Consider the following 21,865-nt stretch of genomic DNA (forward strand, 5'->3'; position numbering starts at 1 on the left):
TAAAGGAAACAGACAATGCAAAATCACGGCATCAAAAAAGTTGTTCTCGCTTACTCCGGCGGCCTCGATACCTCGGCCATTATTCCTTGGCTGAAAGAAAACTATGAAGGCTGCGACGTGGTCGCGTGCGTGGTGGATATCGGCCAGGATCGTGACGACCTGAAAGGCGTTGAGCAGAAGGCGCTGCGCTCTGGCGCGTCTGAGTGCTACGTGGTCGATGCGCGTGAAGAGTTCATCAAAGATTACGTTTACCCGGTGCTGCAAACTGGCGCACTGTATGAAGGCAGCTATCTGCTGGGCACCTCGATGGCGCGTCCGCTTATCGCCAAAGCGCTGGTCGATGTGGCTAATAAAGTGGGCGCCGACGCGCTGTGCCACGGCGCGACCGGCAAAGGCAACGACCAGGTGCGTTTCGAATCCGCCTGGGCGGCGCTGGCCCCGCATCTGAAAGTCATTGCGCCATGGCGTGAGTGGGACCTGCGTTCCCGTGAAGCGCTGCTGGATTACCTGAAAGCGCGCGATATCCCGACCACCGCCTCACTTGAGAAGATTTACAGCCGCGACGAGAACGCGTGGCACATCTCCACCGAAGGCGGCGTGCTGGAAAGCCCGTGGAATGCCCCGAACAAAGATTGCTGGGTGTGGACCGTCGACCCGCTGGACGCGCCGGATCAGCCGGAGCAGGTGACCGTGACCGTAGAGAAAGGCAATGTGGTTGCTGTGAACGGCGAGCATCTCTCTCCGTTCGGCTGCCTGGAAGTGCTGAACAAGATTGGCGCGAAACATGGCGTGGGCCGTATCGATATCGTGGAAAACCGTCTGGTGGGCATTAAGTCCCGCGGCTGCTACGAAACCCCTGGTGGCACCATCATGATGGCGGCGCTGCGTGGCGTAGAGCAGCTGGTGCTGGATCGCGACAGTTTCAAATGGCGCGAGCAGGTCGGCCTTGAGATGTCTTACGTGGTGTACGACGGCCGCTGGTTTGCGCCGCTGCGCCAGTCTCTGCAGGCGGCAGCGCAGTCGCTCGCTGAACAGGTGAATGGCGAAGTGGTGTTGCAGCTCTATAAAGGTCAGGTGACCGCGATCCAGAAGAAATCGCCGAACAGCCTGTATAACGAAGAGTTCGCAACCTTCGGAGAAGACGAAGTGTATGACCACAGCCACGCGGGCGGCTTTATCCGTCTGTTCTCGCTCTCTTCACGTATTCGTGCGCTGAACGAGCTGAAGAAGTAATCTGCCGCTGCGTGGATGGCGGGTGCGCAGCGCACCCGCCGCAGAAAGCTGCACACTATTTGTAGGGCGGGTAAGCGAAGCGCACCCGCCACTTAAGAGATAACCAGAACAGTCGTAGGGCGGGTCACCCGCCATTGAAAGACAGATAACGGAGCGGATTATGGCACTTTGGGGCGGACGTTTTACTCAGGCGGCAGATGGGCGGTTCAAACAATTCAATGACTCACTGCGCTTTGATTACCGACTCGCCGAGCAGGACATTATCGGCTCCGTCGCCTGGTCCAAAGCGCTGGTGACCGTCGGCGTGCTGAGCGCGGATGAGCAGAGCCAGCTTGAAGGCGCGCTGAATACGCTGCTGGAAGAAGTACTGGAAAACCCGCACGCGATTCTGGAAAGCGACGCGGAAGATATTCACAGCTGGGTGGAAGGCAAACTTATCGAGAAAGTCGGCCCGCTTGGCAAAAAGCTCCATACCGGACGCAGCCGTAACGATCAGGTGGCGACCGACCTGAAACTGTGGTGCAAAACCGAAGTTCACGCGCTGCTGAGCGCCACGCGCCAGTTACAGCAAGCGCTGGTGGCGACTGCCGAAGAGAACCGGGACGCGGTGATGCCGGGCTATACCCACCTGCAACGCGCCCAGCCGGTGACCTTCGCGCACTGGTGCATGGCGTATGTCGAAATGCTGGCGCGCGACGAAAGCCGCCTGAAAGATACGCTGAAACGCCTGGACGTCAGCCCGCTGGGCTGCGGGGCGCTGGCCGGCACCGCGTATGAGATTGACCGCGAACAGTTAGCCGGCTGGCTCGGTTTCGCCAGCGCGACGCGCAACAGCCTCGACAGCGTCTCCGATCGTGACCATGTGCTGGAGCTGCTGTCCAACGCGGCGATCAGCATGGTGCATCTGTCGCGTTTCGCCGAAGACCTGATTTTCTTTAACTCCGGCGAGGCGGGATTTGTGGAGCTGTCTGACCGCGTGACGTCCGGCTCTTCATTAATGCCGCAGAAGAAAAACCCGGACGCGCTGGAGCTCATTCGCGGCAAGTGCGGTCGCGTGCAGGGCGCGCTGACCGGCATGATGATGACGCTGAAAGGCCTGCCGCTCGCGTACAACAAAGATATGCAGGAAGATAAAGAAGGGCTGTTCGATGCGCTCGACACCTGGCTCGACTGCCTGCATATGGCGGCGCTGGTGCTGGACGGCATTCAGGTGAAACGTCCGCGCTGCCAGGACGCGGCGCAGCAGGGCTACGCCAACGCCACCGAGCTTGCGGATTATCTGGTCGCCAAAGGCGTGCCGTTCCGCGAAGCGCACCACATCGTGGGCGAGGCGGTGGTGGAAGCCATTCGCCAGGGCAAACCGCTGGAAGACCTGGCGCTGGCCGACCTGCAAAAATTCAGCCCGGTGATCGGTGATGACGTCTATCCGATCCTCTCGCTACAGTCGTGCCTTGATAAGCGCGCGGCGCAGGGCGGCGTGTCGCCGGTGCAGGTAGCGCAGGCGATTAGCGCGGCGAAAGCGCGTCTGGCGTAAGCGTTACAGGCAGGAATAAGCCCGGCGAGTGCCGGGCTTTTTTATGCGTCCTGAAAAACAGGCAAAAAAAAGCGGACTTACTGTCCGCTAAATCGTTCACGTTGGCTTTAGTTATACGGCTAACAGAGAGACTCTGTGTGCGGGTTATCACTCAGTGAGGGTAACGAGTGATGTTCTCCGCGGCTGAGGCTATTATTCACTTTCGTGCTTGATAGGGATAATCGTTGGTTGCTATGCTATCTATCGCCATGAACTATCATGGCGGCGGAGGATGAAGAATGAATATTCGTGATCTTGAATACCTGGTGGCCCTTGCCGAACATCGCCATTTCCGGCGTGCGGCGGATGCCTGCCACGTGAGTCAGCCCACCCTGAGCGGTCAGATCCGCAAGCTTGAAGATGAACTCGGCGTGATGCTGCTGGAACGCACCAGCCGCAAAGTGCTGTTCACCCAGGCGGGGTTGCTGCTGGTAGACCAGGCGCGTACCGTTTTACGTGAAGTGAAAGTGCTAAAAGAGATGGCGAGCCAGCAGGGCGAAACCATGTCCGGTCCGCTGCATATCGGCCTTATCCCGACCATCAGCCCTTATCTGCTGCCGCAAATCATTCCGATGCTGCATCAGACCTTCCCCAAACTCGAAATGTATCTGCATGAAGCGCAGACGCATCAACTGCTGGCCCAGCTCGACAGCGGCAAGCTCGACTGTGCGATTCTTGCGCTGGTGAAAGAGAGCGAAGCCTTTATTGAAGTGCCGCTGTTTGATGAGCCGATGCTGCTGGCAGTGTATGAAGATCACCCGTGGGCCGGGCGCGACCGCGTGCCGATGGGCGAACTGGCGGGTGAAAAACTGCTGATGCTGGAAGATGGCCACTGCCTGCGCGATCAGGCGATGGGCTTCTGCTTTGAAGCGGGCGCTGATGAAGACACGCATTTCCGCGCGACCAGCCTCGAAACGCTGCGCAATATGGTGGCGGCAGGCAGCGGCATTACGCTTCTGCCCGCGCTCGCCGTGCCGCCGGAACGTCATCGCGACGGCGTGGTATATCTGCATTGCGTGAAGCCGGAGCCGCGACGCACCATTGGTCTGGTGTATCGTCCGGGCTCGCCGCTGCGCAGCCGCTATGAGCAGCTGGCAGAGGCCATCCGCAAACAGATGGATGGCCGCTTCGACAGCGCGTTAAAACAGGCGGTTTAAGCCGTTCAGCGCGGCAACCCGATAGGCTTCCGCCATCGTCGGGTAGTTAAAGGTGGTGTTAACGAAGTACTCAATGGTGTTACCGCCACCTTTCTGCTCCATAATCGCCTGGCCGATATGAATAATCTCGGCCGCGCGCTCCCCAAAGCAGTGGATCCCCAGAATCTCTTTGGTTTCGCGATGGAACAGGATCTTCAGCGTCCCCACGTTCATCCCGACGATTTGCGCGCGCGCCAGATGTTTAAACTGCGCGCGGCCCACTTCGTAAGGCACTTTCATTGACGTGAGCTGCTGTTCGGTTTTGCCGACGGAGCTGATTTCCGGGATGGTATAGATGCCGGTCGGGATATCTTCCACCAGGTGCGCCGAGGCGACGCCTTTTACCAGCGCCTGCGCGGCGATGCGGCCCTGATCGTAGGCGGCGGAGGCCAGGCTCGGATAACCGATAACGTCGCCCACCGCATAGATGTGTGGCAGCGCGGTCTGGTACATGCTGTTTACTTTCAGCAGCCCGCGACCATCGGCTTCAAGCCCGATGTTTTCCAGCGCCAGCGAGTCGGTATTACCGGTGCGCCCGTTCGCGTAGAGCAGACAGTCGGCCTTCACTTTCTTGCCTGACTTGAGGTGGACAATCACGCCGTCGTCCACGCCTTCAATCCGCTCGTATTCTTCGTTGTGGCGAATCACCACGCCGCTGTTCCAGAAGTGGTACGAGAGCGAGTCGGACATCTCCTGATCGAGAAACGCCAGCAGGCGGTCGCGGGTGTTGATGAGATCCACTTTCACGTTCATTCCGCGGAAAATGGACGCGTATTCACAGCCGATGACGCCTGCGCCGTAAATAATCACGTGGCGCGGTTCGTGATGCATGCTGAGGATGGAATCGCTGTCGTAGATGCGCGAATGGCTGAAATCGACGTCCGACGGGTGATAGGGGCGCGAGCCGCAGGCAATCACGAATTTCTCAGCGGTCAGGGTTTCTATCGAGCCGTCCGGGCAGGTGAGCTCAATCGTGTGTTCATCGACAAAACGCGCGTCGCCTTGCAGGATCTGGCAGCGGTTGCGCTCGTAAAAACCCTGGCGCATGTTGGTCTGCTGGTTGATCACGTTGTCGGCGTGGTTAAGGATGTCGGCGAAGGAAGAGCGGAGAGGACGGGAGTGAGCGCTGTATAACGGGTTCTGGTTAAATTCAATGATACGGCTGACGGCATGGCGCAAGGCTTTCGACGGGATAGTGCCCCAGTGGGTGCAACCGCCGCCGACATTATGGTAGCGCTCTATCACGGCTACCGTGGCGCCCTGTTTCACCAGACCCATAGCAGCGCCTTCGCCGCCGGGGCCAGAGCCAATCACTATTACATCATAATCGTAGGTTTGTGGCATGGTAAGGCTTACCTTGTTCTTATACATAAAAGCAACAGAATAGTAACATCACCCAAAGAATAACCCAATTCTCACTGTGCGTTTTGTCATCTCTGGTAGCGCCCGCTTCGTAAACAATCATTCACAATCCGTTATAAACCCGGTAGTTTTAAAACTGGTATAGTGCCGTTTCAACAGGAAGGAATCAGGCAACGTGATGGGCGTCAGAGCGCAACAGAAAGAACGAACCCGGCGATCGCTGGTGGAAGCCGCGTTTAGCCAGCTAAGCGCGGAAAGAAGTTTTGCCAGCCTGAGCCTGCGTGAAGTGGCGCGCGAGGCCGGTATCGCGCCGACCTCGTTTTACCGTCACTTCCGGGACGTGGACGAGCTGGGCCTGACGATGGTGGATGAAAGCGGCCTGATGCTGCGCCAGCTGATGCGCCAGGCGCGCCAGCGCATCGCTAAAGGCGGTAGCGTTATCCGCACGTCGGTCTCCACCTTTATGGAATTTATCGGCAATAACCCGAACGCCTTCCGGCTGCTGCTGCGTGAGCGCTCCGGCACCTCGGCGGCATTTCGTGCCGCCGTCGCGCGTGAAATCCAGCATTTCATCGCGGAACTTGCCGATTATCTGGAACTCGAAAATCACATGCCGCGCGCGTTTACCGAAGCTCAGGCGGAGGCGATGGTCACTATCGTCTTTAGCGCAGGCGCGGAAGCGCTTGATGTGGGCCCGGAACAGCGTGGGCAATTAGAAGAGCGACTGGTGTTGCAGCTGCGCATGATCTCTAAAGGCGCTTACTACTGGTACCGTCGCGAACAAGAAAAGATGGCGCAATATTCCGATAAGTGAAGGACGAGCAATGAGAACCACGACACAAGAAAAGGGTACGCTGCTGCTGGCGCTGATCGCCGGTCTGTCGATTAACGGCACCTGCGCGGCGCTGTTCAGCTCCATCGTGCCTTTCTCGATTTTCCCGATTATTTCGCTGGCGCTGACGGTCTATTGCCTGCATCAGCGTTATCTGAACCGCACCATGCCGGTGGGCCTGCCAGGCATCGCCGCCGCCTGCTTTATTCTGGGCGTGTTGTTGTACAGCGCCGTGGTGCGCGCCGAATATCCGGCGATTGGCTCTAACTTCCTGCCGTCGGTGCTGTCGGTGGTACTGCTGTTCTGGATAGGCTTTCGCCTGCGTCGGCGCAAGGCGCGCTACGAAGAGTAAAAGAAAAGGGCGCCGCGGCGCCCTTTTTAATTAGCGGCGCGTTAACAGCACGCCGCACTCCATATGGTGGGTATACGGGAACTGGTCGAACAGCGCCAGGCGCTCAATGCGGTGGGTTTCGCAGAGCGTGGCGAGGTTGTCGCAGAGCGTCTGCGGGTTGCAGGAGATATAAAGGATACGCGGATACGCCTGCACCATTTTCACGGTTTCTTCATCAAGCCCGCTGCGCGGCGGATCGACAAAGATCGTCTCGCACTTGTAGCTTTTCAGGTCGATCCCCTGCAGACGGTTAAATTCGCGCACGCCATTCATCGCCTGGGTAAATTCTTCCGCCGCCATGCGGATAATCTGCACGTTGTCGATGTGGTTCGCCGCAATGTTGTATTGCGCAGCGGCAACCGACGGCTTGGCGATTTCCGTCGCCAGCACGCGGTTAAAGTTGCGCGCGAGCGCCAGCGAGAAGTTGCCGTTGCCGCAGTAAAGCTCCAGCAGATCGCCGCGCGAACCCTGCGTGACGTCCAGCGCCCACTCCAGCATATGAATATTCATCGCTGCGTTCGGCTGGGTAAAGCTGTTCTCCACCTGGCGGTAAATCATCTCTGCGCCCGCTACCGGCAGACGCTCGTCGATGTAATCCTGGTCGAGCATGATTTTGGTTTTGGTGGCGCGGCCGATGAAGTGGACGTCAAAGCCGTCCGCGCGCAGCGCATCGCGCAGACGCGTCGCCTCTTCACGCCAGGCGTCGTCGAGCGCGCGGTGATAAAGCAGCGACACCACTGCCTGCTGGCTGCGGGTGGTCAGGTAGTCAATCTGAAACAGCTTGTGGCGCAGCGCGCGGTTGTCGCGAATACCATCAATCATGCGCGGCATCAGGGCGTTAATCAGCTCGCTGGCGGCCGGGAAGCTGTCGACGCGAATGCGGCTGCGCGTCTCTTGATCAAAAATGATGTGATAAAGGTCGTCGCCGTCATGCCAGAGACGAAACTCGGCGCGCATGCGGTAGTGGCTGACCGGTGAGCGGAACACCTCCGGCGCGGGTGCCGCAAAAGGCGCCATCATGCTTTGCAGGCGTTCTACCTTTTCATCCAGCTGTGCGTCGTAGTGATCGATGGGGAGATGTTCAGGGGTCATCATGCGTCCTGGGTGAGAAAAATTTACGCCGGGATTGTAGGGAATGCGGGCGTGATGTCCAGCGTTGATTGTTTTTGCATCATCGTGAGTGGAAGTCTGGACTTCTATAACACGCTCCATGTAGCATGCCGTTTCCGGTCTCCTGTGAGTGAAAAGGGAATCCAGTGCAAATCTGGAGCTGACGCGCAGCGGTAAAGACAGGTGGGATGAACGCTTTTGCAGACACTGCCGGCACGCCGGTGGGAAGTCCTCATCCGTATCACACCTCCAAGCCCGAAGACCTGCCGGAGTCACGTCGCATCTCGCGCACTTATCGCGTTCTATCAAGTGCGCCTGCGGCATCCTAAAAGTTAAGCGGATGCTTACGTTAATGATGATAAAAAAAATCTCGCTGCTGACGGCGCTGTCCGTCACGGCGTTTTCCGGCTGGGCGCAGGATAGCGGCTCAGATGCTCTGGTGGTGACCGCAAACCGTTTTCAGCAGCCGGTCAATACGGTGCTGGCGCCGGTAACCGTCGTGACCCGTAATGATATTGAACGCTGGCAATCGCATTCATTAATTGATGTTATGCGCCGTTTGCCCGGTGTGGATGTCGCGCAGAACGGCGGTTTGGGCCAGACCTCGTCGCTGTTCATTCGTGGCACAAATTCCAGCCATGTATTGATTCTGGTTGATGGCGTTCGTCTTAATCAGGCTGGCGTCAGCGGTTCGTCGGATTTAAGTCAGTTTCCTGTCGCGATGGTTCAGCGTGTGGAGTATATCCGCGGACCACGCTCCGCCGTTTATGGTTCTGATGCTATTGGCGGCGTCGTTAATATCATTACGACGCCTGATAAAACCGGTACAACGCTGGGCGCGGGTATGGGCTCCGACGGTTACCAAAATTATGGTGTCTCGACCTATCAACGCCTGGGAGCGGATACCCGCGCTACGCTGTTAGGCGATTACACCTATGCTAAAGGCTTCGATGTTGCCGCTGAAGGTAATACGGGTGGGCTGCGTCAGCCCGATCGCGACGGTTTCATGAATAAGACGCTGTATGGCGCGCTGGAGCATGACTTCTCACAGACGTGGAGCGCTTTTGTACGCGGCTATGGCTACAGTAATCGTACCGCCTATGATGGCTATTACAATTCATTTACGCCTGACGTTCTGGTCGACACACGCCAACTCTACAGCCAGACCTGGGATGCCGGGATTCGGTTTAACCACGACATCTTCCATTCGCAGTTGATTTCCAGCTACAGCCATACGAAGGATTTTAATTACGACCCGCATCAGGGGCGCTATGACGCCAGCGCCACGCTGGATGAGATAAAGCAGTACAACGTTCAGTGGATTAATACGGTCGATGTGGGCGAAGGCAATATTGGCGCCGGTGTTGACTGGCAGAAGCAGAGCACCGAGCCGGGTACGAACTATGTCAACAACGCCTATGACCTGCGTAATACCGGCATCTACCTGACTGCTTTACAGAAGTTTGGCGACGTTACGCTCGAAGGGGCGGCCCGTAGCGACGATAACTCCCAGTTTGGTCGTCACGGTACCTGGCAGAGCAGCGCAGCCTGGGAGTTCACTGAAGGGTATCGATTTATTGCTTCTTATGGCACGGCCTATAAAGCGCCTAATCTCGGACAGCTTTACGGCTACTATGGCAACGACCATCTTGATCCTGAAGAGAGTAAACAGTGGGAAGGCGCGTTCGAAGGTCTTACCGCTGGCGTGAACTGGCGCGTATCGGCCTATCGTAATGACGTTGACAACCTGATCGATTTTAATAACAACCTTCAGAAATATTACAACGTGGGTAAAGCGCGTATTAAAGGAATTGAAGCTACGGCGTCATTTGATACGGGTCCACTGACTCATACCGTGGGTTACGATTACGTAGATGCGCGCAATGCGGCCACTAACGAATTGTTGCCGCGCCGGGCTAAGCAGCAGGTGAAATATCAGCTGGATACACAAATCTATGATGTCGACGGGAGCCTGACTTACCATTACCTGGGGACACGTTACGACACTGACTTTGGAACCTTTCCGTCTCAAAAGGTAAAAATGGGCGGTGTCAGCCTGTGGGATGTCGCGGTTTCGTATCCGGTCACCTCTCACCTTACAGTTCGTGGTAAAATAGCTAACCTGTTCGATAAAGATTACGAGACGGTTTATGGCTACCAAACTGCAGGACGGGAATACAACTTGTCAGGCAGCTACACCTTCTGAGGCCCGCCCAACCATTCTGGTGTTTGACTCCGGCGTGGGTGGGCTCTCGGTTTACGATGAGATCCGGCATCTCCTGCCGGATCTGCACTACATCTATGCTTTCGATAACGTTGCTTTCCCTTATGGCGAAAAAAGCGAGGCGTTCATCGTCGAGCGCGTCGTTGAAATTGTGACGGCCGTTCAGGCGCGCTATCCCCTGGCGCTCGCCGTTATCGCCTGTAACTCCGCCAGTACGGTATCGCTCCCGGCGCTCCGTGAAAAATTCGCATTCCCAGTGGTGGGCGTCGTTCCCGCGATCAAACCGGCCGCGCGGCTGACCGCGAACGGCATCGTGGGCCTGCTCGCGACCCGTGGCACGGTGAAGCGTCCTTATACGCATGAACTGATTGCCCGCTTCGCGAATGAATGCCAGATAGAAATGCTGGGTTCGGCGGAGCTGGTGGAGATAGCCGAGGCGAAACTGCATGGCGAGCCGGTCTCGCTGGAAGCGCTGCGTCGTGTGCTGCGTCCGTGGCTGCGTATGCCTGAGCCGCCGGATACCGTCGTGCTCGGCTGTACCCACTTCCCACTGCTGGCCGAAGAACTGTTGCAGATTCTGCCGGAAGGCACGCGGCTGGTGGACTCGGGCGCGGCGATCGCCAGACGTACGGCCTGGCTGCTGGAGCACGAGGCGCCGGATGCACGTTCCTGTGATGACAATATTGCTTATTGTATGGCGTTAACGCCGGAAGTTGCGCAGTTAATGTCCGTTTTGCAGCGTTATGGCTTCAGTAAGCTCGAAAAACTGCCACTTTAACGGTGTTTTGCGCAAAAAAGAGACGGTTGAAAAGTTTTTTGAGATTAGGGGTTGTCAGGCGCGAAGAACTCCCTATAATGCGCCTCCACTGACACGGCACAACGGCAAACAAACCGGCCCGTCAGGCAGACGAAAGCGAAAATAAACGCTTGACTCTGAAAGAGGAAAGCGTAATATACGCCACCTCGCGACAGCAGGCTGAAAGCCGCGTCGCACCGCTCTTTAACAATTTATCAGACAATCTGTGTGGGCACTCGGGGCACTGATATCTTAACGTCTTCGGACGATAAATGATTATCAAGTCTCAAGTGAACAACAGTTAATTCATTACGAACTAACAGTTTAATTCTTTGAGCATCAAACTTTAATTGAAGAGTTTGATCATGGCTCAGATTGAACGCTGGCGGCAGGCCTAACACATGCAAGTCGGGCGGTAGCACAGAGAGCTTGCTCTCGGGTGACGAGCGGCGGACGGGTGAGTAATGTCTGGGAAACTGCCTGATGGAGGGGGATAACTACTGGAAACGGTAGCTAATACCGCATAACGTCTTCGGACCAAAGTGGGGGACCTTCGGGCCTCATGCCATCAGATGTGCCCAGATGGGATTAGCTAGTAGGTGGGGTAAAGGCTCACCTAGGCGACGATCCCTAGCTGGTCTGAGAGGATGACCAGCCACACTGGAACTGAGACACGGTCCAGACTCCTACGGGAGGCAGCAGTGGGGAATATTGCACAATGGGCGCAAGCCTGATGCAGCCATGCCGCGTGTATGAAGAAGGCCTTCGGGTTGTAAAGTACTTTCAGCGAGGAGGAAGGTGTTGTGGTTAATAACCGCAGCAATTGACGTTACTCGCAGAAGAAGCACCGGCTAACTCCGTGCCAGCAGCCGCGGTAATACGGAGGGTGCAAGCGTTAATCGGAATTACTGGGCGTAAAGCGCACGCAGGCGGTTTGTTAAGTCAGATGTGAAATCCCCGGGCTCAACCTGGGAACTGCATTTGAAACTGGCAAGCTTGAGTCTCGTAGAGGGGGGTAGAATTCCAGGTGTAGCGGTGAAATGCGTAGAGATCTGGAGGAATACCGGTGGCGAAGGCGGCCCCCTGGACGAAGACTGACGCTCAGGTGCGAAAGCGTGGGGAGCAAACAGGATTAGATACCCTGGTAGTCCACGCCGTAAACGATGTCGACTTGGAGGTTGTGCCCTTGAGGCGTGGCTTCCGGAGCTAACGCGTTAAGTCGACCGCCTGGGGAGTACGGCCGCAAGGTTAAAACTCAAATGAATTGACGGGGGCCCGCACAAGCGGTGGAGCATGTGGTTTAATTCGATGCAACGCGAAGAACCTTACCTGGTCTTGACATCCAGAGAATCCTGCAGAGATGCGGGAGTGCCTTCGGGAACTCTGAGACAGGTGCTGCATGGCTGTCGTCAGCTCGTGTTGTGAAATGTTGGGTTAAGTCCCGCAACGAGCGCAACCCTTATCCTTTGTTGCCAGCACGTAATGGTGGGAACTCAAAGGAGACTGCCGGTGATAAACCGGAGGAAGGTGGGGATGACGTCAAGTCATCATGGCCCTTACGACCAGGGCTACACACGTGCTACAATGGCGCATACAAAGAGAAGCGACCTCGCGAGAGCAAGCGGACCTCATAAAGTGCGTCGTAGTCCGGATTGGAGTCTGCAACTCGACTCCATGAAGTCGGAATCGCTAGTAATCGTGGATCAGAATGCCACGGTGAATACGTTCCCGGGCCTTGTACACACCGCCCGTCACACCATGGGAGTGGGTTGCAAAAGAAGTAGGTAGCTTAACCTTCGGGAGGGCGCTTACCACTTTGTGATTCATGACTGGGGTGAAGTCGTAACAAGGTAACCGTAGGGGAACCTGCGGTTGGATCACCTCCTTACCTGCAAGATACAACCTCGTAGTGCTCACACAGATTGTCTGATAGAAAAGTAACGAGCAAGGCGCCACGCGTAGGGGGTGCGGTGACAAATAACATTGTCGCTCGATTTTCTCAAGAAAATCTCACCTTTACGTGAAATTAGCGAATCGGCGATTCGCAATGCAAATTTCACGTCCCCTTCGTCTAGCGGTTAGGACTCCGCCCTTTCACGGCGGCAACAGGGGTTCGAATCCCCTAGGGGACGCCACTTGCTGGGTGTGGGTGAAAGACACAACCAACCGATATCTCAAAACTGACTGTTAAGTCACGTTTGAGATATTTGCTCTTTAACAATCCGGAACAAGCTGAAAATTGAAACAGACACGCTGCTGCATTCTTCCGTAAATAAGGAATGCGCGGTGTGTCAGAGTCTCTCAAACTCGCAGCACGAAGACTTCTTCGGGTTGTGAGGTTAAGCGAACAAGCGTACACGGTGGATGCCCTGGCAGTCAGAGGCGATGAAGGACGTGCTAATCTGCGAAAAGCGCCGGTAAGGTGATATGAACCGTTATAGCCGGCGATGTCCGAATGGGGAAACCCAGTGTGATTCGTCACACTATCTCAGCATGAATACATAGTGCTGTGAGGCGAACCGGGGGAACTGAAACATCTAAGTACCCCGAGGAAAAGAAATCAACCGAGATTCCCCCAGTAGCGGCGAGCGAACGGGGAACAGCCCAGAGCCTGAATCAGCTTGTGTGTCAGTGGAACGGTCTGGAAAGGCCGGCGATACAGGGTGACAGCCCCGTACACGAAGGCACACAGGCTGTGAGCTCGATGAGTAGGGCGGGACACGTGATATCCTGTCTGAAGATGGGGGGACCATCCTCCAAGGCTAAATACTCCTGACTGACCGATAGTGAACCAGTACCGTGAGGGAAAGGCGAAAAGAACCCCGGCGAGGGGAGTGAAACAGAACCTGAAACCGTGTACGTACAAGCAGTGGGAGCCTTCGTAAGAGGGTGACTGCGTACCTTTTGTATAATGGGTCAGCGACTTATATTCTGTAGCAAGGTTAACCGTATAGGGGAGCCGAAGGGAAACCGAGTCTTAATTGGGCGTTAAGTTGCAGGGTATAGACCCGAAACCCGGTGATCTAGCCATGGGCAGGTTGAAGGTTGGGTAACACTAACTGGAGGACCGAACCGACTAATGTTGAAAAATTAGCGGATGACCTGTGGCTGGGGGTGAAAGGCCAATCAAACCGGGAGATAGCTGGTTCTCCCCGAAAGCTATTTAGGTAGCGCCTCGTGAACTCATCTTCGGGGGTAGAGCACTGTTTCGGCTAGGGGGCCATCCCGGCTTACCAACCCGATGCAAACTACGAATACCGAAGAATGTTATCACGGGAGACACACGGCGGGTGCTAACGTCCGTCGTGAAGAGGGAAACAACCCAGACCGCCAGCTAAGGTCCCAAAGTCATGGTTAAGTGGGAAACGATGTGGGAAGGCACAGACAGCCAGGATGTTGGCTTAGAAGCAGCCATCATTTAAAGAAAGCGTAATAGCTCACTGGTCGAGTCGGCCTGCGCGGAAGATGTAACGGGGCTAAACCATGCACCGAAGCTGCGGCAGCGACACTATGTGTTGTTGGGTAGGGGAGCGTTCTGTAAGCCTGCGAAGGTGTGCTGTGAGGCATGCTGGAGGTATCAGAAGTGCGAATGCTGACATAAGTAACGATAAAGCGGGTGAAAAGCCCGCTCGCCGGAAGACCAAGGGTTCCTGTCCAACGTTAATCGGGGCAGGGTGAGTCGACCCCTAAGGCGAGGCCGAAAGGCGTAGTCGATGGGAAACAGGTTAATATTCCTGTACTTGGTGTTACTGCGAAGGGGGGACGGAGAAGGCTATGTTGGCCGGGCGACGGTTGTCCCGGTTTAAGCGTGTAGGTGTGTGTTCCAGGTAAATCCGGTTCACTTTAACACTGAGGCGTGATGACGAGGCACTACGGTGCTGAAGTAACAAATGCCCTGCTTCCAGGAAAAGCCTCTAAGCATCAGGTAACATCAAATCGTACCCCAAACCGACACAGGTGGTCAGGTAGAGAATACCAAGGCGCTTGAGAGAACTCGGGTGAAGGAACTAGGCAAAATGGTGCCGTAACTTCGGGAGAAGGCACGCTGACATGTAGGTGAAGCCCCTGCGGGTGGAGCTGAAGTCAGTCGAAGATACCAGCTGGCTGCAACTGTTTATTAAAAACACAGCACTGTGCAAACACGAAAGTGGACGTATACGGTGTGACGCCTGCCCGGTGCCGGAAGGTTAATTGATGGGGTTATCGCAAGAGAAGCTCCTGATCGAAGCCCCGGTAAACGGCGGCCGTAACTATAACGGTCCTAAGGTAGCGAAATTCCTTGTCGGGTAAGTTCCGACCTGCACGAATGGCGTAATGATGGCCAGGCTGTCTCCACCCGAGACTCAGTGAAATTGAACTCGCTGTGAAGATGCAGTGTACCCGCGGCAAGACGGAAAGACCCCGTGAACCTTTACTACAGCTTGACACTGAACATTGAGCCTTGATGTGTAGGATAGGTGGGAGGCTTTGAAGCGTGGACGCCAGTCTGCGTGGAGCCAACCTTGAAATACCACCCTTTAATGTTTGATGTTCTAACCTGGCGCCATAATCTGGCGTGGGGACAGTGTCTGGTGGGTAGTTTGACTGGGGCGGTCTCCTCCCAAAGTGTAACGGAGGAGCACGAAGGTCAGCTAATCCTGGTCGGACATCAGGAGGTTAGTGCAATGGCATAAGCTGGCTTGACTGCGAGAGTGACGGCTCGAGCAGGTGCGAAAGCAGGTCATAGTGATCCGGTGGTTCTGTATGGAAGGGCCATCGCTCAACGGATAAAAGGTACTCCGGGGATAACAGGCTGATACCGCCCAAGAGTTCATATCGACGGCGGTGTTTGGCACCTCGATGTCGGCTCATCACATCCTGGGGCTGAAGTAGGTCCCAAGGGTATGGCTGTTCGCCATTTAAAGTGGTACGCGAGCTGGGTTTAGAACGTCGTGAGACAGTTCGGTCCCTATCTGCCGTGGGCGCTGGAGAATTGAGGGGGGCTGCTCCCAGTACGAGAGGACCGGAGTGGACGCATCACTGGTGTTCGGGTTGTCATGCCAATGGCACTGCCCGGTAGCTAAATGCGGAAGAGATAAGTGCTGAAAGCATCTAAGCACGAAACTTGCCCCGAGATGAGTTCTCCCTGAGACTATAAGTCTCCTGAAGGAACGTTGAAGACGACGACGTTGATAGGCCGGGTGTGTAAGCGCAGCGATGCGTTGAGCTAACCGGTACTAATGAACCGTGAGGCTTAACCTTACAACGCCAAAGAAGTCTGGCGTGTTGAGAGACAATTCAGCTTGTGACGGATAAACGTTCATGGCGTAAGCGGTGGACGGACAGAATTTGCCTGGCGGCTGTAGCGCGGTGGTCCCACCTGACCCCATGCCGAACTCAGAAGTGAAACGCCGTAGCGCCGATGGTAGTGTGGGGTCTCCCCATGCGAGAGTAGGGAACTGCCAGGCATCAAATTAAGCAGTAAGCCGGAACAATAATCCGGTGGTGTGAAGAAATTCGGTGGAGCGGTAGTTCAGTCGGTTAGAATACCTGCCTGTCACGCAGGGGGTCGCGGGTTCGAGTCCCGTCCGTTCCGCCACCCTATTTAGGGGCGTAGTTCAATTGGTAGAGCACCGGTCTCCAAAACCGGGTGTTGGGGGTTCGAGTCCCTCCGCCCCTGCCAGAAATTATCCTTAGCTTCGGCTAAGGATTTTTTTTGCCTTTTTTCAGCCCGCTCCCCCCTTTGTTCACGAGATCTCCCCTGAGACTGGCCTCTGGCATTAAAGAAGTCAGGCAATCACCGGCATCTTTAAGAGCTCTTTTATGCTGTTATTTTTATCGCTATTCTGCAGCCAGATAGCATAAAGCGGCCTTGAAAGCGTTCCGCTATCAATGACAGGATGCAAATCGTTTTCTTCCTTAGCCCAGTTGACCGGTAACCATGTGCATCCCTGCAATTCTGCGAGCATTTTTCTGGCCACATCAGCGGAGCTCGTCGTCAGTACAGGAATATCATCAGGCGTAATCAGGCCGGCTTCGTGTTGCTGAAAGTCCGGGCCCCACTCAAGTCGAAGATAGTGCAAGCTGCTTTTACTACGCTCGGGCATAGCGCTGTAAAGCCCAAGCGCGAAATGTCCCAGTAACTGACTTGAAAACTCATCCATTTTGGGCGCCTCAGTCGTGATTAGCAGATCTAACTGACGCTCATGCAGCTGTTTGACCAGCGACTGGCGCTGTGCAATTCGTGCCTCGAACTGCATACCCCCTTTCTCCTGATACAGCCTCGTAAGCCACCCGGAAAGCATACATTCCCAAAGAGACGCGCTGGCACCTATCGAAAAGAGATTATGCCGTGACGTTTGCGCGACATCCTTGCGTGCGGTTTGCCAGATATTCATCAGATTCTCCGCATACGGCAGCAACCTTTCGCCAGCCGCCGTCAGACGTATGTTGTTGCGATGTCGGGTAAAAAGGTTCACGCCCAGCTGGTTTTCAAGCTGACGGATGCGAAAGCTCACCGCTGATTGCGTGAGGTAGAGCGCTTCTGCCGCTCTGCCAAAATGTCGCGTTCGGCTGACTTCGAGAAAGGTTTTAAGCAAGTCGGTATCCACATCTCACTCCACAAAAAAATTTGTCGTAATGATTTAAATGTTTTGTTTTACACTCTGTCAAGCGTAACTAATACTCCGCGCCATAAATAGCTCGGCCAAGAGAATTAGGAGCGTGTAGGATGGCGGAAAGCTTTACGACGACTAATCGATTTTTCGACAACAAATATTATCCGCGCGGGTTCTCTCGCCATGGTGACTTCACCATTAAAGAAGCACAGCTGCTGGAACGCCATGGCTATGCCTTTAATGAACTGGATCTCGGCAAGCGTGAGCCTACGACTGTGGAAGAAAAGCAGTTTGTTGAAGTTTGTCGCGGCATTCGTGAACCTGTGACTGAAGCAGAGCGCGTCTGGTCAAAGTATATGACGCGTATCAAGCGCCCGAAGCGTTTTCATACCCTTTCTGGCGGCAAGCCGCAGATGGAAGGTATGGACGATTACGCAGAGACGGATGAATAAACAAATGGGGCGCAAGCCCCATTGTTGTCTGTGCGTTATGCCCGTCATGAGATCCGCCCCAGAACTACGACATCCCATTACGGCATCAGGTTTTGCAAATGCGCGAGCATCCTGTCTATCGCGCGATAGCTTAGCGCTTCCTGCAAATGTTCCCGAGTAATCCTCTCTTTCTGTTCGCTATCCGCGATAGTTCGCGCAACCTTCAGTAAACGCTGCCAGGCGCGTACCGACAACCCGAGTTTGAGTAGTGCCGCTTCAAGCCACTGTGCATCTTCAGCACTCAGCATACAAAACTGGCGTATCTCCCGATTATCCAGCATCGCGTTGAGCTTCCCTTGCCGTGCAAGCTGTCTGTTACGGCTTTGAATGACGCGCTCACGGACCTGCGAACTGCTTTCGCCCGTCTGCGCTGACTGACGGAGCATACCTGGCGGCGGCAACGGAATTTCCAGCGAGAGATCAAACCGGTCTAGGAAAGGCCCGGAAAGACGTCCCAGGTAACGTAGCGTCTGTTCCGGTGAGCAGCGGTTATGGTTCCCTTTATAGTGCCCCGTAGGGCTGGGGTTCATCGCAGCAATAAGCTGAAAGCGCGCTGGATAAGTAAGCTTGGCTCGGGTTCGTGAAAGATGGATCTGTCCGGATTCAATAGGCTCACGTAATGCATCCAGTACACGGCGTTCAAACTCTGGTAATTCATCAAGAAAAAGTACGCCGTTATGGGCAAGAGAAATTTCTCCGGGCGCAGGGACGGCACCTCCGCCCACCATTGCATTCAGCGACGCGCTATGGTGAGGGGCCCTGAAAGGCCGCTGACGCCATTGATGATGTAAAGAGACGGGGTTGACGAGGCTGAGTATCGCCGCGCTCTCCAGTGCTTCCTGATCGCTCAGAGGCGGCAACAATCCGTTGAGTCTGCTGGCCAGCATCGTTTTTCCTGTACCGGGGGGACCGATAAACAATAGGTTATGGCCGCCAGCTGCCGTTAATTCCAGTGCGCGTTTCCCCTGTGACTGTCCGATAACTTCACTGAGATCGCCCACAGGCTCCTTAAAATGAGACTCGCATGGCTCGGCTGTTTCCAGCGTCGTTTTCCCTTCCAGAAAGGCACACACTTCTTGCAGATGATGGGCGACAAGGCAGCCTTCTTTATTAATCAATCCCACTTCCGGCGCGTTGTCGTGCGCGACAATTATCTTCCTTTTACAGTCAAGCGCTTCCATGGCGGCTGAAATCGCACCGGGGACGCCTCTCAGCGCGCCTGTCAGCGCTAGTTCCCCCACAAATTCATACTCTCCAAGATGTGAGGCATGCAACTGCTCAGACGCGGCGAGGAGCGCTATCGCTATCGGCAAATCATATCGTCCCCCTTCCTTGGGCAAATCGGCAGGCGCGAGATTTATAGTGATTTTTTTGGCCGGGAAATCATAACCACTATTGATAAGCGCGCTGCGCACACGATCTCTGGCTTCCTTTACCGTCGTTTCTGGTAGTCCGACCAATGTCAGGCCTGGTAGCCCGGCACTGATATGTACTTCGACAGTGACGAGCGGCGCTTTTACGCCCAGCGCGGCGCGGGTATGAATAACAGACAGCGACATAACACCTCCTTGCGCCTGCAGCATCGCAGCCGTAAAAGGCTTTTTCGAGCCATGATTGCAGCTTTTTCGGCACGGATAGCAATCTTTTATTGCAACAGAGCCAGAATGACAATTTCATTCGAGGCGTTTCGCAAACGCGTAATAAGTATTTAAAAGGTCATTGCGGCGTCATACCGTTTCGCTAAAAATCCTGAAAAAATTTCAGTTAACGCTACTGGTTGATTACGTTGGGTTTTAATAGATTTTATGAATGTATTGCAGTAACGCGTCATAAATATTTCTTGTCACAGCTTTGTTCTCTGTGATAACTCTTAGGTATTCCTTCGAATATGACGTAAGTACATACAGAAATGACAACCCTTCTACTAGTGATTAGCCTGGTCGTGATTAGCGTGGTGGTGATTATTAACCCACCGTGCGGGGCTGCACTCGGAAGAAGAAAGGCTTAGAAATCAAGCCTGAATCATCGAAAACCCCCGCACCGAAAGGTCCGGGGGTTTTTTTATGACCTAAAAATTAAGCGAGGAACAGAAAATGAGTAGTAGCATAAAATTCTGTTGTCCGCATTGTAAGGCGGGGAACTGACTATGAATGGTGCACAGTGGGTGGTACATGCTTTGCGAGCTCAGGGAGTGGATACGGTATTTGGCTATCCGGGCGGGGCAATAATGCCGGTTTACGATGCGTTATATGACGGCGGCGTGAAACATCTACTGTGTCGGCATGAGCAGGGCGCGGCAATGGCTGCGATCGGTTATGCACGCGCTACGGGTAAAACCGGCGTTTGTATCGCGACTTCCGGCCCAGGCGCGACCAACTTAATCACCGGCCTCGCGGATGCGCTGCTGGATTCGGTTCCGGTGGTCGCAATCACGGGGCAGGTTGCCGCGCCGCTTATCGGTACGGATGCCTTTCAGGAAGTGGACGTTCTTGGGTTATCACTGGCCTGCACCAAACACAGTTTCCTTGTGGAATCGCTGGAAGAGCTGCCGGAAATCATGGCGCATGCTTTTCATCTGGCGAACTCTGGCCGCCCGGGCCCAGTACTGATCGATATTCCTAAAGACATCCAGCTCGCCAGCGCAGAGCTTGAACCGTGGCTTTCCAGCGTTGAAGACACCTTTGTGTTGCCGCAGGCAGAACTGGAGCAGGCTCGTGCGTTAATGAACCAGGCCGAAAAACCGATGCTCTACGTAGGTGGCGGCGTCGGTATGGCGCAGGCAGTGCCGGCGCTGCGCGAGTTTATGGCACAAACGCGCATCCCCTGCGCAGTGACGCTGAAAGGGCTTGGAGCCGTTGAAGCGGACTACCCGTGGTACCTCGGTATGCTGGGAATGCACGGTACCAAAGCCGCGAATCTGGCAGTCCAGGAGTGTGATTTGCTGATAGCGGTCGGCGCGCGTTTTGACGATCGCGTTACCGGCAAACTGAATACCTTTGCGCCTCATGCCAAAGTCATCCATATGGATATCGATCCGGCGGAACTCAACAAGCTTCGCCAGGCGCATGTCGCTTTACCTGGCGATCTCAATGCGTTACTGCCCGCGCTGCAGCGCCCGATGGAGATTAATGCCTGGCGCGAGTACGTCGCGGCCATGCGACGTGAGCATGACTGGCAGTACGAACATCCGGGCGAAGCGATTTTTGCGCCGTTATTGTTAAAGCAGCTCTCAGACCGCAAGCCAGCAAACAGCGTCGTGACGACAGACGTAGGCCAGCATCAGATGTGGACGGCGCAGCATATGAACTTTAGCCGCCCCGAAAACTTCATTACTTCAAGCGGCCTCGGCACGATGGGGTTCGGGCTGCCAGCGGCGGTAGGCGCGCAGGTGGCACGTCCTGACGATACTGTCATTTGCATCACCGGCGACGGCTCATTCATGATGAATATCCAGGAGCTGGGCACCGTGAAGCGCAAGCAACTGCCGCTGAAAATTGTGCTGCTGGATAACCAGCGTCTGGGGATGGTGCGTCAGTGGCAACAGCTTTTTTTCTCGGAGCGCTACAGCGAAACGAATCTGTCCGATAACCCCGATTTCTTAACGCTGGCCAGCGCCTTTGACATTAATGGTCAGCGCATCACTCGCAAAGACCAGGTAGAAGCGGCGCTGGAAGCCATGTTGAGCAGCGAAGGCCCTTATCTGCTGCACGTTTCAATCGACGAAGCTGAAAACGTCTGGCCTCTGGTGCCTCCCGGCGCCAGCAACTCACAAATGCTGGAGAAAATATCATGATGCAACATCAACTCGCCGTACAGGCTCGCTTTCGCCCGGAAACCCTGGAACGTGTGTTGCGCGTGGTGCGTCACCGTGGTTTTCAAATTTGCGCCATGAATATGGCGACCGGCGCCAATGCGGAAAATATAAATATTGAGCTGACCGTTGCCAGCCCTCGCCCAGTCGAATTACTGTTTAGTCAGTTAAGCAAACTGGTCGATGTCGCCTGCGTCGAGATCCAGCAACCTACATCACAACAAATCCGCGCCTGAGCGCAAAAGGAAGA

Annotated in this window: 15 protein-coding genes, 3 tRNA genes, 3 rRNA genes and 1 riboswitch; of the genes, 17 read left to right on the top strand and 4 right to left on the bottom strand. The window is 55.2% G+C overall.

From position 1 onward, the window contains the following. The first annotated feature begins 15 nt into the window (after positions 1–15). From AFK67_RS01090 to oxyR, 3 genes are all read left to right on the top strand, one after another. The gene (locus AFK67_RS01090; protein ID WP_038884200.1) at positions 16–1,233 is read left to right on the top strand and encodes an argininosuccinate synthase; all 1,218 of its coding nucleotides are present in this window, start codon (positions 16–18) and stop codon (positions 1,231–1,233) included. A gap of 160 nt (positions 1,234–1,393) precedes the next feature. Next, complete coding sequence (gene argH, locus AFK67_RS01095) at positions 1,394–2,767, top strand: argininosuccinate lyase (protein ID WP_007735052.1); 1,374 nt, start codon at positions 1,394–1,396, stop codon at positions 2,765–2,767. A gap of 278 nt (positions 2,768–3,045) precedes the next feature. After that, positions 3,046–3,963: a DNA-binding transcriptional regulator OxyR gene (gene oxyR / locus AFK67_RS01100; protein WP_007754620.1), complete on the top strand. Its 918-nt coding sequence runs from the start codon at positions 3,046–3,048 to the stop codon at positions 3,961–3,963. On the opposite strand, the gene sthA is transcribed toward oxyR, so the two are convergent. Then, positions 3,946–5,346, bottom strand: coding sequence for a Si-specific NAD(P)(+) transhydrogenase (sthA, locus tag AFK67_RS01105; protein ID WP_007735043.1), 1,401 nt, complete (start codon positions 5,344–5,346; stop codon positions 3,946–3,948). The two genes, oxyR and sthA, sit on opposite strands and share 18 nt — an antisense overlap. Positions 5,347–5,539: 193 nt before the next feature. On the opposite strand from sthA, the gene fabR reads away from it, so the two are divergent. Both fabR and AFK67_RS01115 read left to right on the top strand, forming a co-directional pair. Continuing rightward, positions 5,540–6,178, top strand: coding sequence for an HTH-type transcriptional repressor FabR (gene fabR / locus AFK67_RS01110; RefSeq protein ID WP_038884198.1), 639 nt, complete (start codon positions 5,540–5,542; stop codon positions 6,176–6,178). Positions 6,179–6,188: 10 nt separating this feature from the next. Beyond that, a complete protein-coding gene (locus AFK67_RS01115) occupies positions 6,189–6,548 on the top strand; it encodes a YijD family membrane protein (RefSeq protein WP_007766281.1) in 360 nt (119 codons plus the stop codon). Between the two features lie 30 nt (positions 6,549–6,578). On the opposite strand, the gene trmA is transcribed toward AFK67_RS01115, so the two are convergent. After that, positions 6,579–7,679 (bottom strand): tRNA (uridine(54)-C5)-methyltransferase TrmA, encoded by a 1,101-nt coding sequence (trmA, locus tag AFK67_RS01120; RefSeq protein ID WP_007735039.1) that lies wholly within the window; start codon positions 7,677–7,679, stop codon positions 6,579–6,581. A 118-nt stretch (positions 7,680–7,797) separates the two neighbouring features. Further along, positions 7,798–7,982: riboswitch (cobalamin riboswitch) on the top strand. Positions 7,983–8,052: 70 nt separating this feature from the next. Between trmA and btuB the strand changes: the two genes are divergently transcribed. The 8 genes from btuB to AFK67_RS01160 all read left to right on the top strand — a co-directional run bounded on the left by btuB (position 8,053) and on the right by AFK67_RS01160 (position 16,379). Further along, a complete protein-coding gene (gene btuB, locus AFK67_RS01125) occupies positions 8,053–9,903 on the top strand; it encodes a TonB-dependent vitamin B12 receptor BtuB (RefSeq protein ID WP_032967734.1) in 1,851 nt (616 codons plus the stop codon). Next, complete coding sequence (murI, locus tag AFK67_RS01130; protein WP_032967727.1) at positions 9,848–10,699, top strand: glutamate racemase; 852 nt, start codon at positions 9,848–9,850, stop codon at positions 10,697–10,699. Before btuB ends, murI begins: the two co-directional genes overlap by 56 nt. A 365-nt stretch (positions 10,700–11,064) precedes the next feature. Further along, a 16S ribosomal RNA gene (locus tag AFK67_RS01135) occupies positions 11,065–12,605 on the top strand. 172 nt (positions 12,606–12,777) lie between these two features. Continuing rightward, positions 12,778–12,852, top strand: a tRNA-Glu gene (locus AFK67_RS01140). A 202-nt stretch (positions 12,853–13,054) separates the two neighbouring features. Beyond that, positions 13,055–15,958: ribosomal RNA gene (locus AFK67_RS01145) — 23S ribosomal RNA — on the top strand. Positions 15,959–16,048: 90 nt separating this feature from the next. After that, positions 16,049–16,164 (top strand): 5S ribosomal RNA (rrf, locus tag AFK67_RS01150). Together the 16S, 23S and 5S rRNA genes with 3 tRNA genes alongside form the textbook arrangement of a ribosomal RNA operon. A gap of 54 nt (positions 16,165–16,218) precedes the next feature. Then, positions 16,219–16,295: transfer RNA gene (locus AFK67_RS01155), tRNA-Asp, on the top strand. A gap of 8 nt (positions 16,296–16,303) precedes the next feature. Further along, positions 16,304–16,379, top strand: a tRNA-Trp gene (locus AFK67_RS01160). Positions 16,380–16,485: 106 nt separating this feature from the next. On the opposite strand, the gene hdfR is transcribed toward AFK67_RS01160, so the two are convergent. Further along, positions 16,486–17,307, bottom strand: a complete 822-nt coding sequence (hdfR, locus tag AFK67_RS01165) for an HTH-type transcriptional regulator HdfR (protein ID WP_007716986.1) — start codon at positions 17,305–17,307, stop codon at positions 16,486–16,488. Positions 17,308–17,426: 119 nt separating this feature from the next. On the opposite strand from hdfR, the gene AFK67_RS01170 reads away from it, so the two are divergent. Continuing rightward, positions 17,427–17,765, top strand: coding sequence for a MaoP family protein (locus tag AFK67_RS01170; RefSeq protein ID WP_007716988.1), 339 nt, complete (start codon positions 17,427–17,429; stop codon positions 17,763–17,765). Positions 17,766–17,842: 77 nt separating this feature from the next. Here AFK67_RS01170 and AFK67_RS01175 read toward each other — a convergent pair whose 3' ends face one another. After that, the gene (locus tag AFK67_RS01175) at positions 17,843–19,363 is read right to left on the bottom strand and encodes a YifB family Mg chelatase-like AAA ATPase (protein ID WP_007716990.1); all 1,521 of its coding nucleotides are present in this window, start codon (positions 19,361–19,363) and stop codon (positions 17,843–17,845) included. Between the two features lie 350 nt (positions 19,364–19,713). Between AFK67_RS01175 and ilvL the strand changes: the two genes are divergently transcribed. The 3 genes from ilvL (at position 19,714) to ilvM (ending at position 21,851) form a co-directional block, all read left to right on the top strand. Continuing rightward, on the top strand, positions 19,714–19,812 hold the full coding sequence (gene ilvL / locus AFK67_RS21410) for an ilv operon leader peptide (protein WP_071601137.1): 99 nt from the start codon (positions 19,714–19,716) through the stop codon (positions 19,810–19,812). Between the two features lie 138 nt (positions 19,813–19,950). Next, the gene (gene ilvG / locus AFK67_RS01180) at positions 19,951–21,597 is read left to right on the top strand and encodes an acetolactate synthase 2 catalytic subunit (protein ID WP_007716992.1); all 1,647 of its coding nucleotides are present in this window, start codon (positions 19,951–19,953) and stop codon (positions 21,595–21,597) included. Further along, entirely contained in the window at positions 21,594–21,851 is a 258-nt protein-coding gene (gene ilvM, locus AFK67_RS01185; protein WP_004387277.1) for an acetolactate synthase 2 small subunit, read from the top strand. Before ilvG ends, ilvM begins: the two co-directional genes overlap by 4 nt. Positions 21,852–21,865 lie beyond the last annotated feature (14 nt).

Source organism: Cronobacter dublinensis subsp. dublinensis LMG 23823 (assembly GCF_001277235.1).
Taxonomy (GTDB): domain Bacteria; phylum Pseudomonadota; class Gammaproteobacteria; order Enterobacterales; family Enterobacteriaceae; genus Cronobacter; species Cronobacter dublinensis.

Excerpts from the sequence above, each read along its gene's own strand:
- ilvM (WP_004387277.1), top strand. The coding sequence starts at position 21,594 with ATGATGCAACATCAACTCGCCGTACAGGCTCGCTTTCGCCCGGAAACC.
- AFK67_RS01170 (WP_007716988.1), top strand. The coding sequence starts at position 17,427 with ATGGCGGAAAGCTTTACGACGACTAATCGATTTTTCGACAACAAATAT.
- trmA (WP_007735039.1), bottom strand. The coding sequence starts at position 7,679 with ATGACCCCTGAACATCTCCCCATCGATCACTACGACGCACAGCTGGAT.
- AFK67_RS01175 (WP_007716990.1), bottom strand. The coding sequence starts at position 19,363 with ATGTCGCTGTCTGTTATTCATACCCGCGCCGCGCTGGGCGTAAAAGCG.
- AFK67_RS01090 (WP_038884200.1), top strand. The coding sequence starts at position 16 with ATGCAAAATCACGGCATCAAAAAAGTTGTTCTCGCTTACTCCGGCGGC.
- btuB (WP_032967734.1), top strand. The coding sequence starts at position 8,053 with ATGATAAAAAAAATCTCGCTGCTGACGGCGCTGTCCGTCACGGCGTTT.
- sthA (WP_007735043.1), bottom strand. The coding sequence starts at position 5,346 with ATGCCACAAACCTACGATTATGATGTAATAGTGATTGGCTCTGGCCCC.
- ilvL (WP_071601137.1), top strand. The coding sequence starts at position 19,714 with ATGACAACCCTTCTACTAGTGATTAGCCTGGTCGTGATTAGCGTGGTG.
- AFK67_RS01115 (WP_007766281.1), top strand. The coding sequence starts at position 6,189 with ATGAGAACCACGACACAAGAAAAGGGTACGCTGCTGCTGGCGCTGATC.
- argH (WP_007735052.1), top strand. The coding sequence starts at position 1,394 with ATGGCACTTTGGGGCGGACGTTTTACTCAGGCGGCAGATGGGCGGTTC.
- ilvG (WP_007716992.1), top strand. The coding sequence starts at position 19,951 with ATGAATGGTGCACAGTGGGTGGTACATGCTTTGCGAGCTCAGGGAGTG.
- oxyR (WP_007754620.1), top strand. The coding sequence starts at position 3,046 with ATGAATATTCGTGATCTTGAATACCTGGTGGCCCTTGCCGAACATCGC.
- murI (WP_032967727.1), top strand. The coding sequence starts at position 9,848 with ATGGCTACCAAACTGCAGGACGGGAATACAACTTGTCAGGCAGCTACA.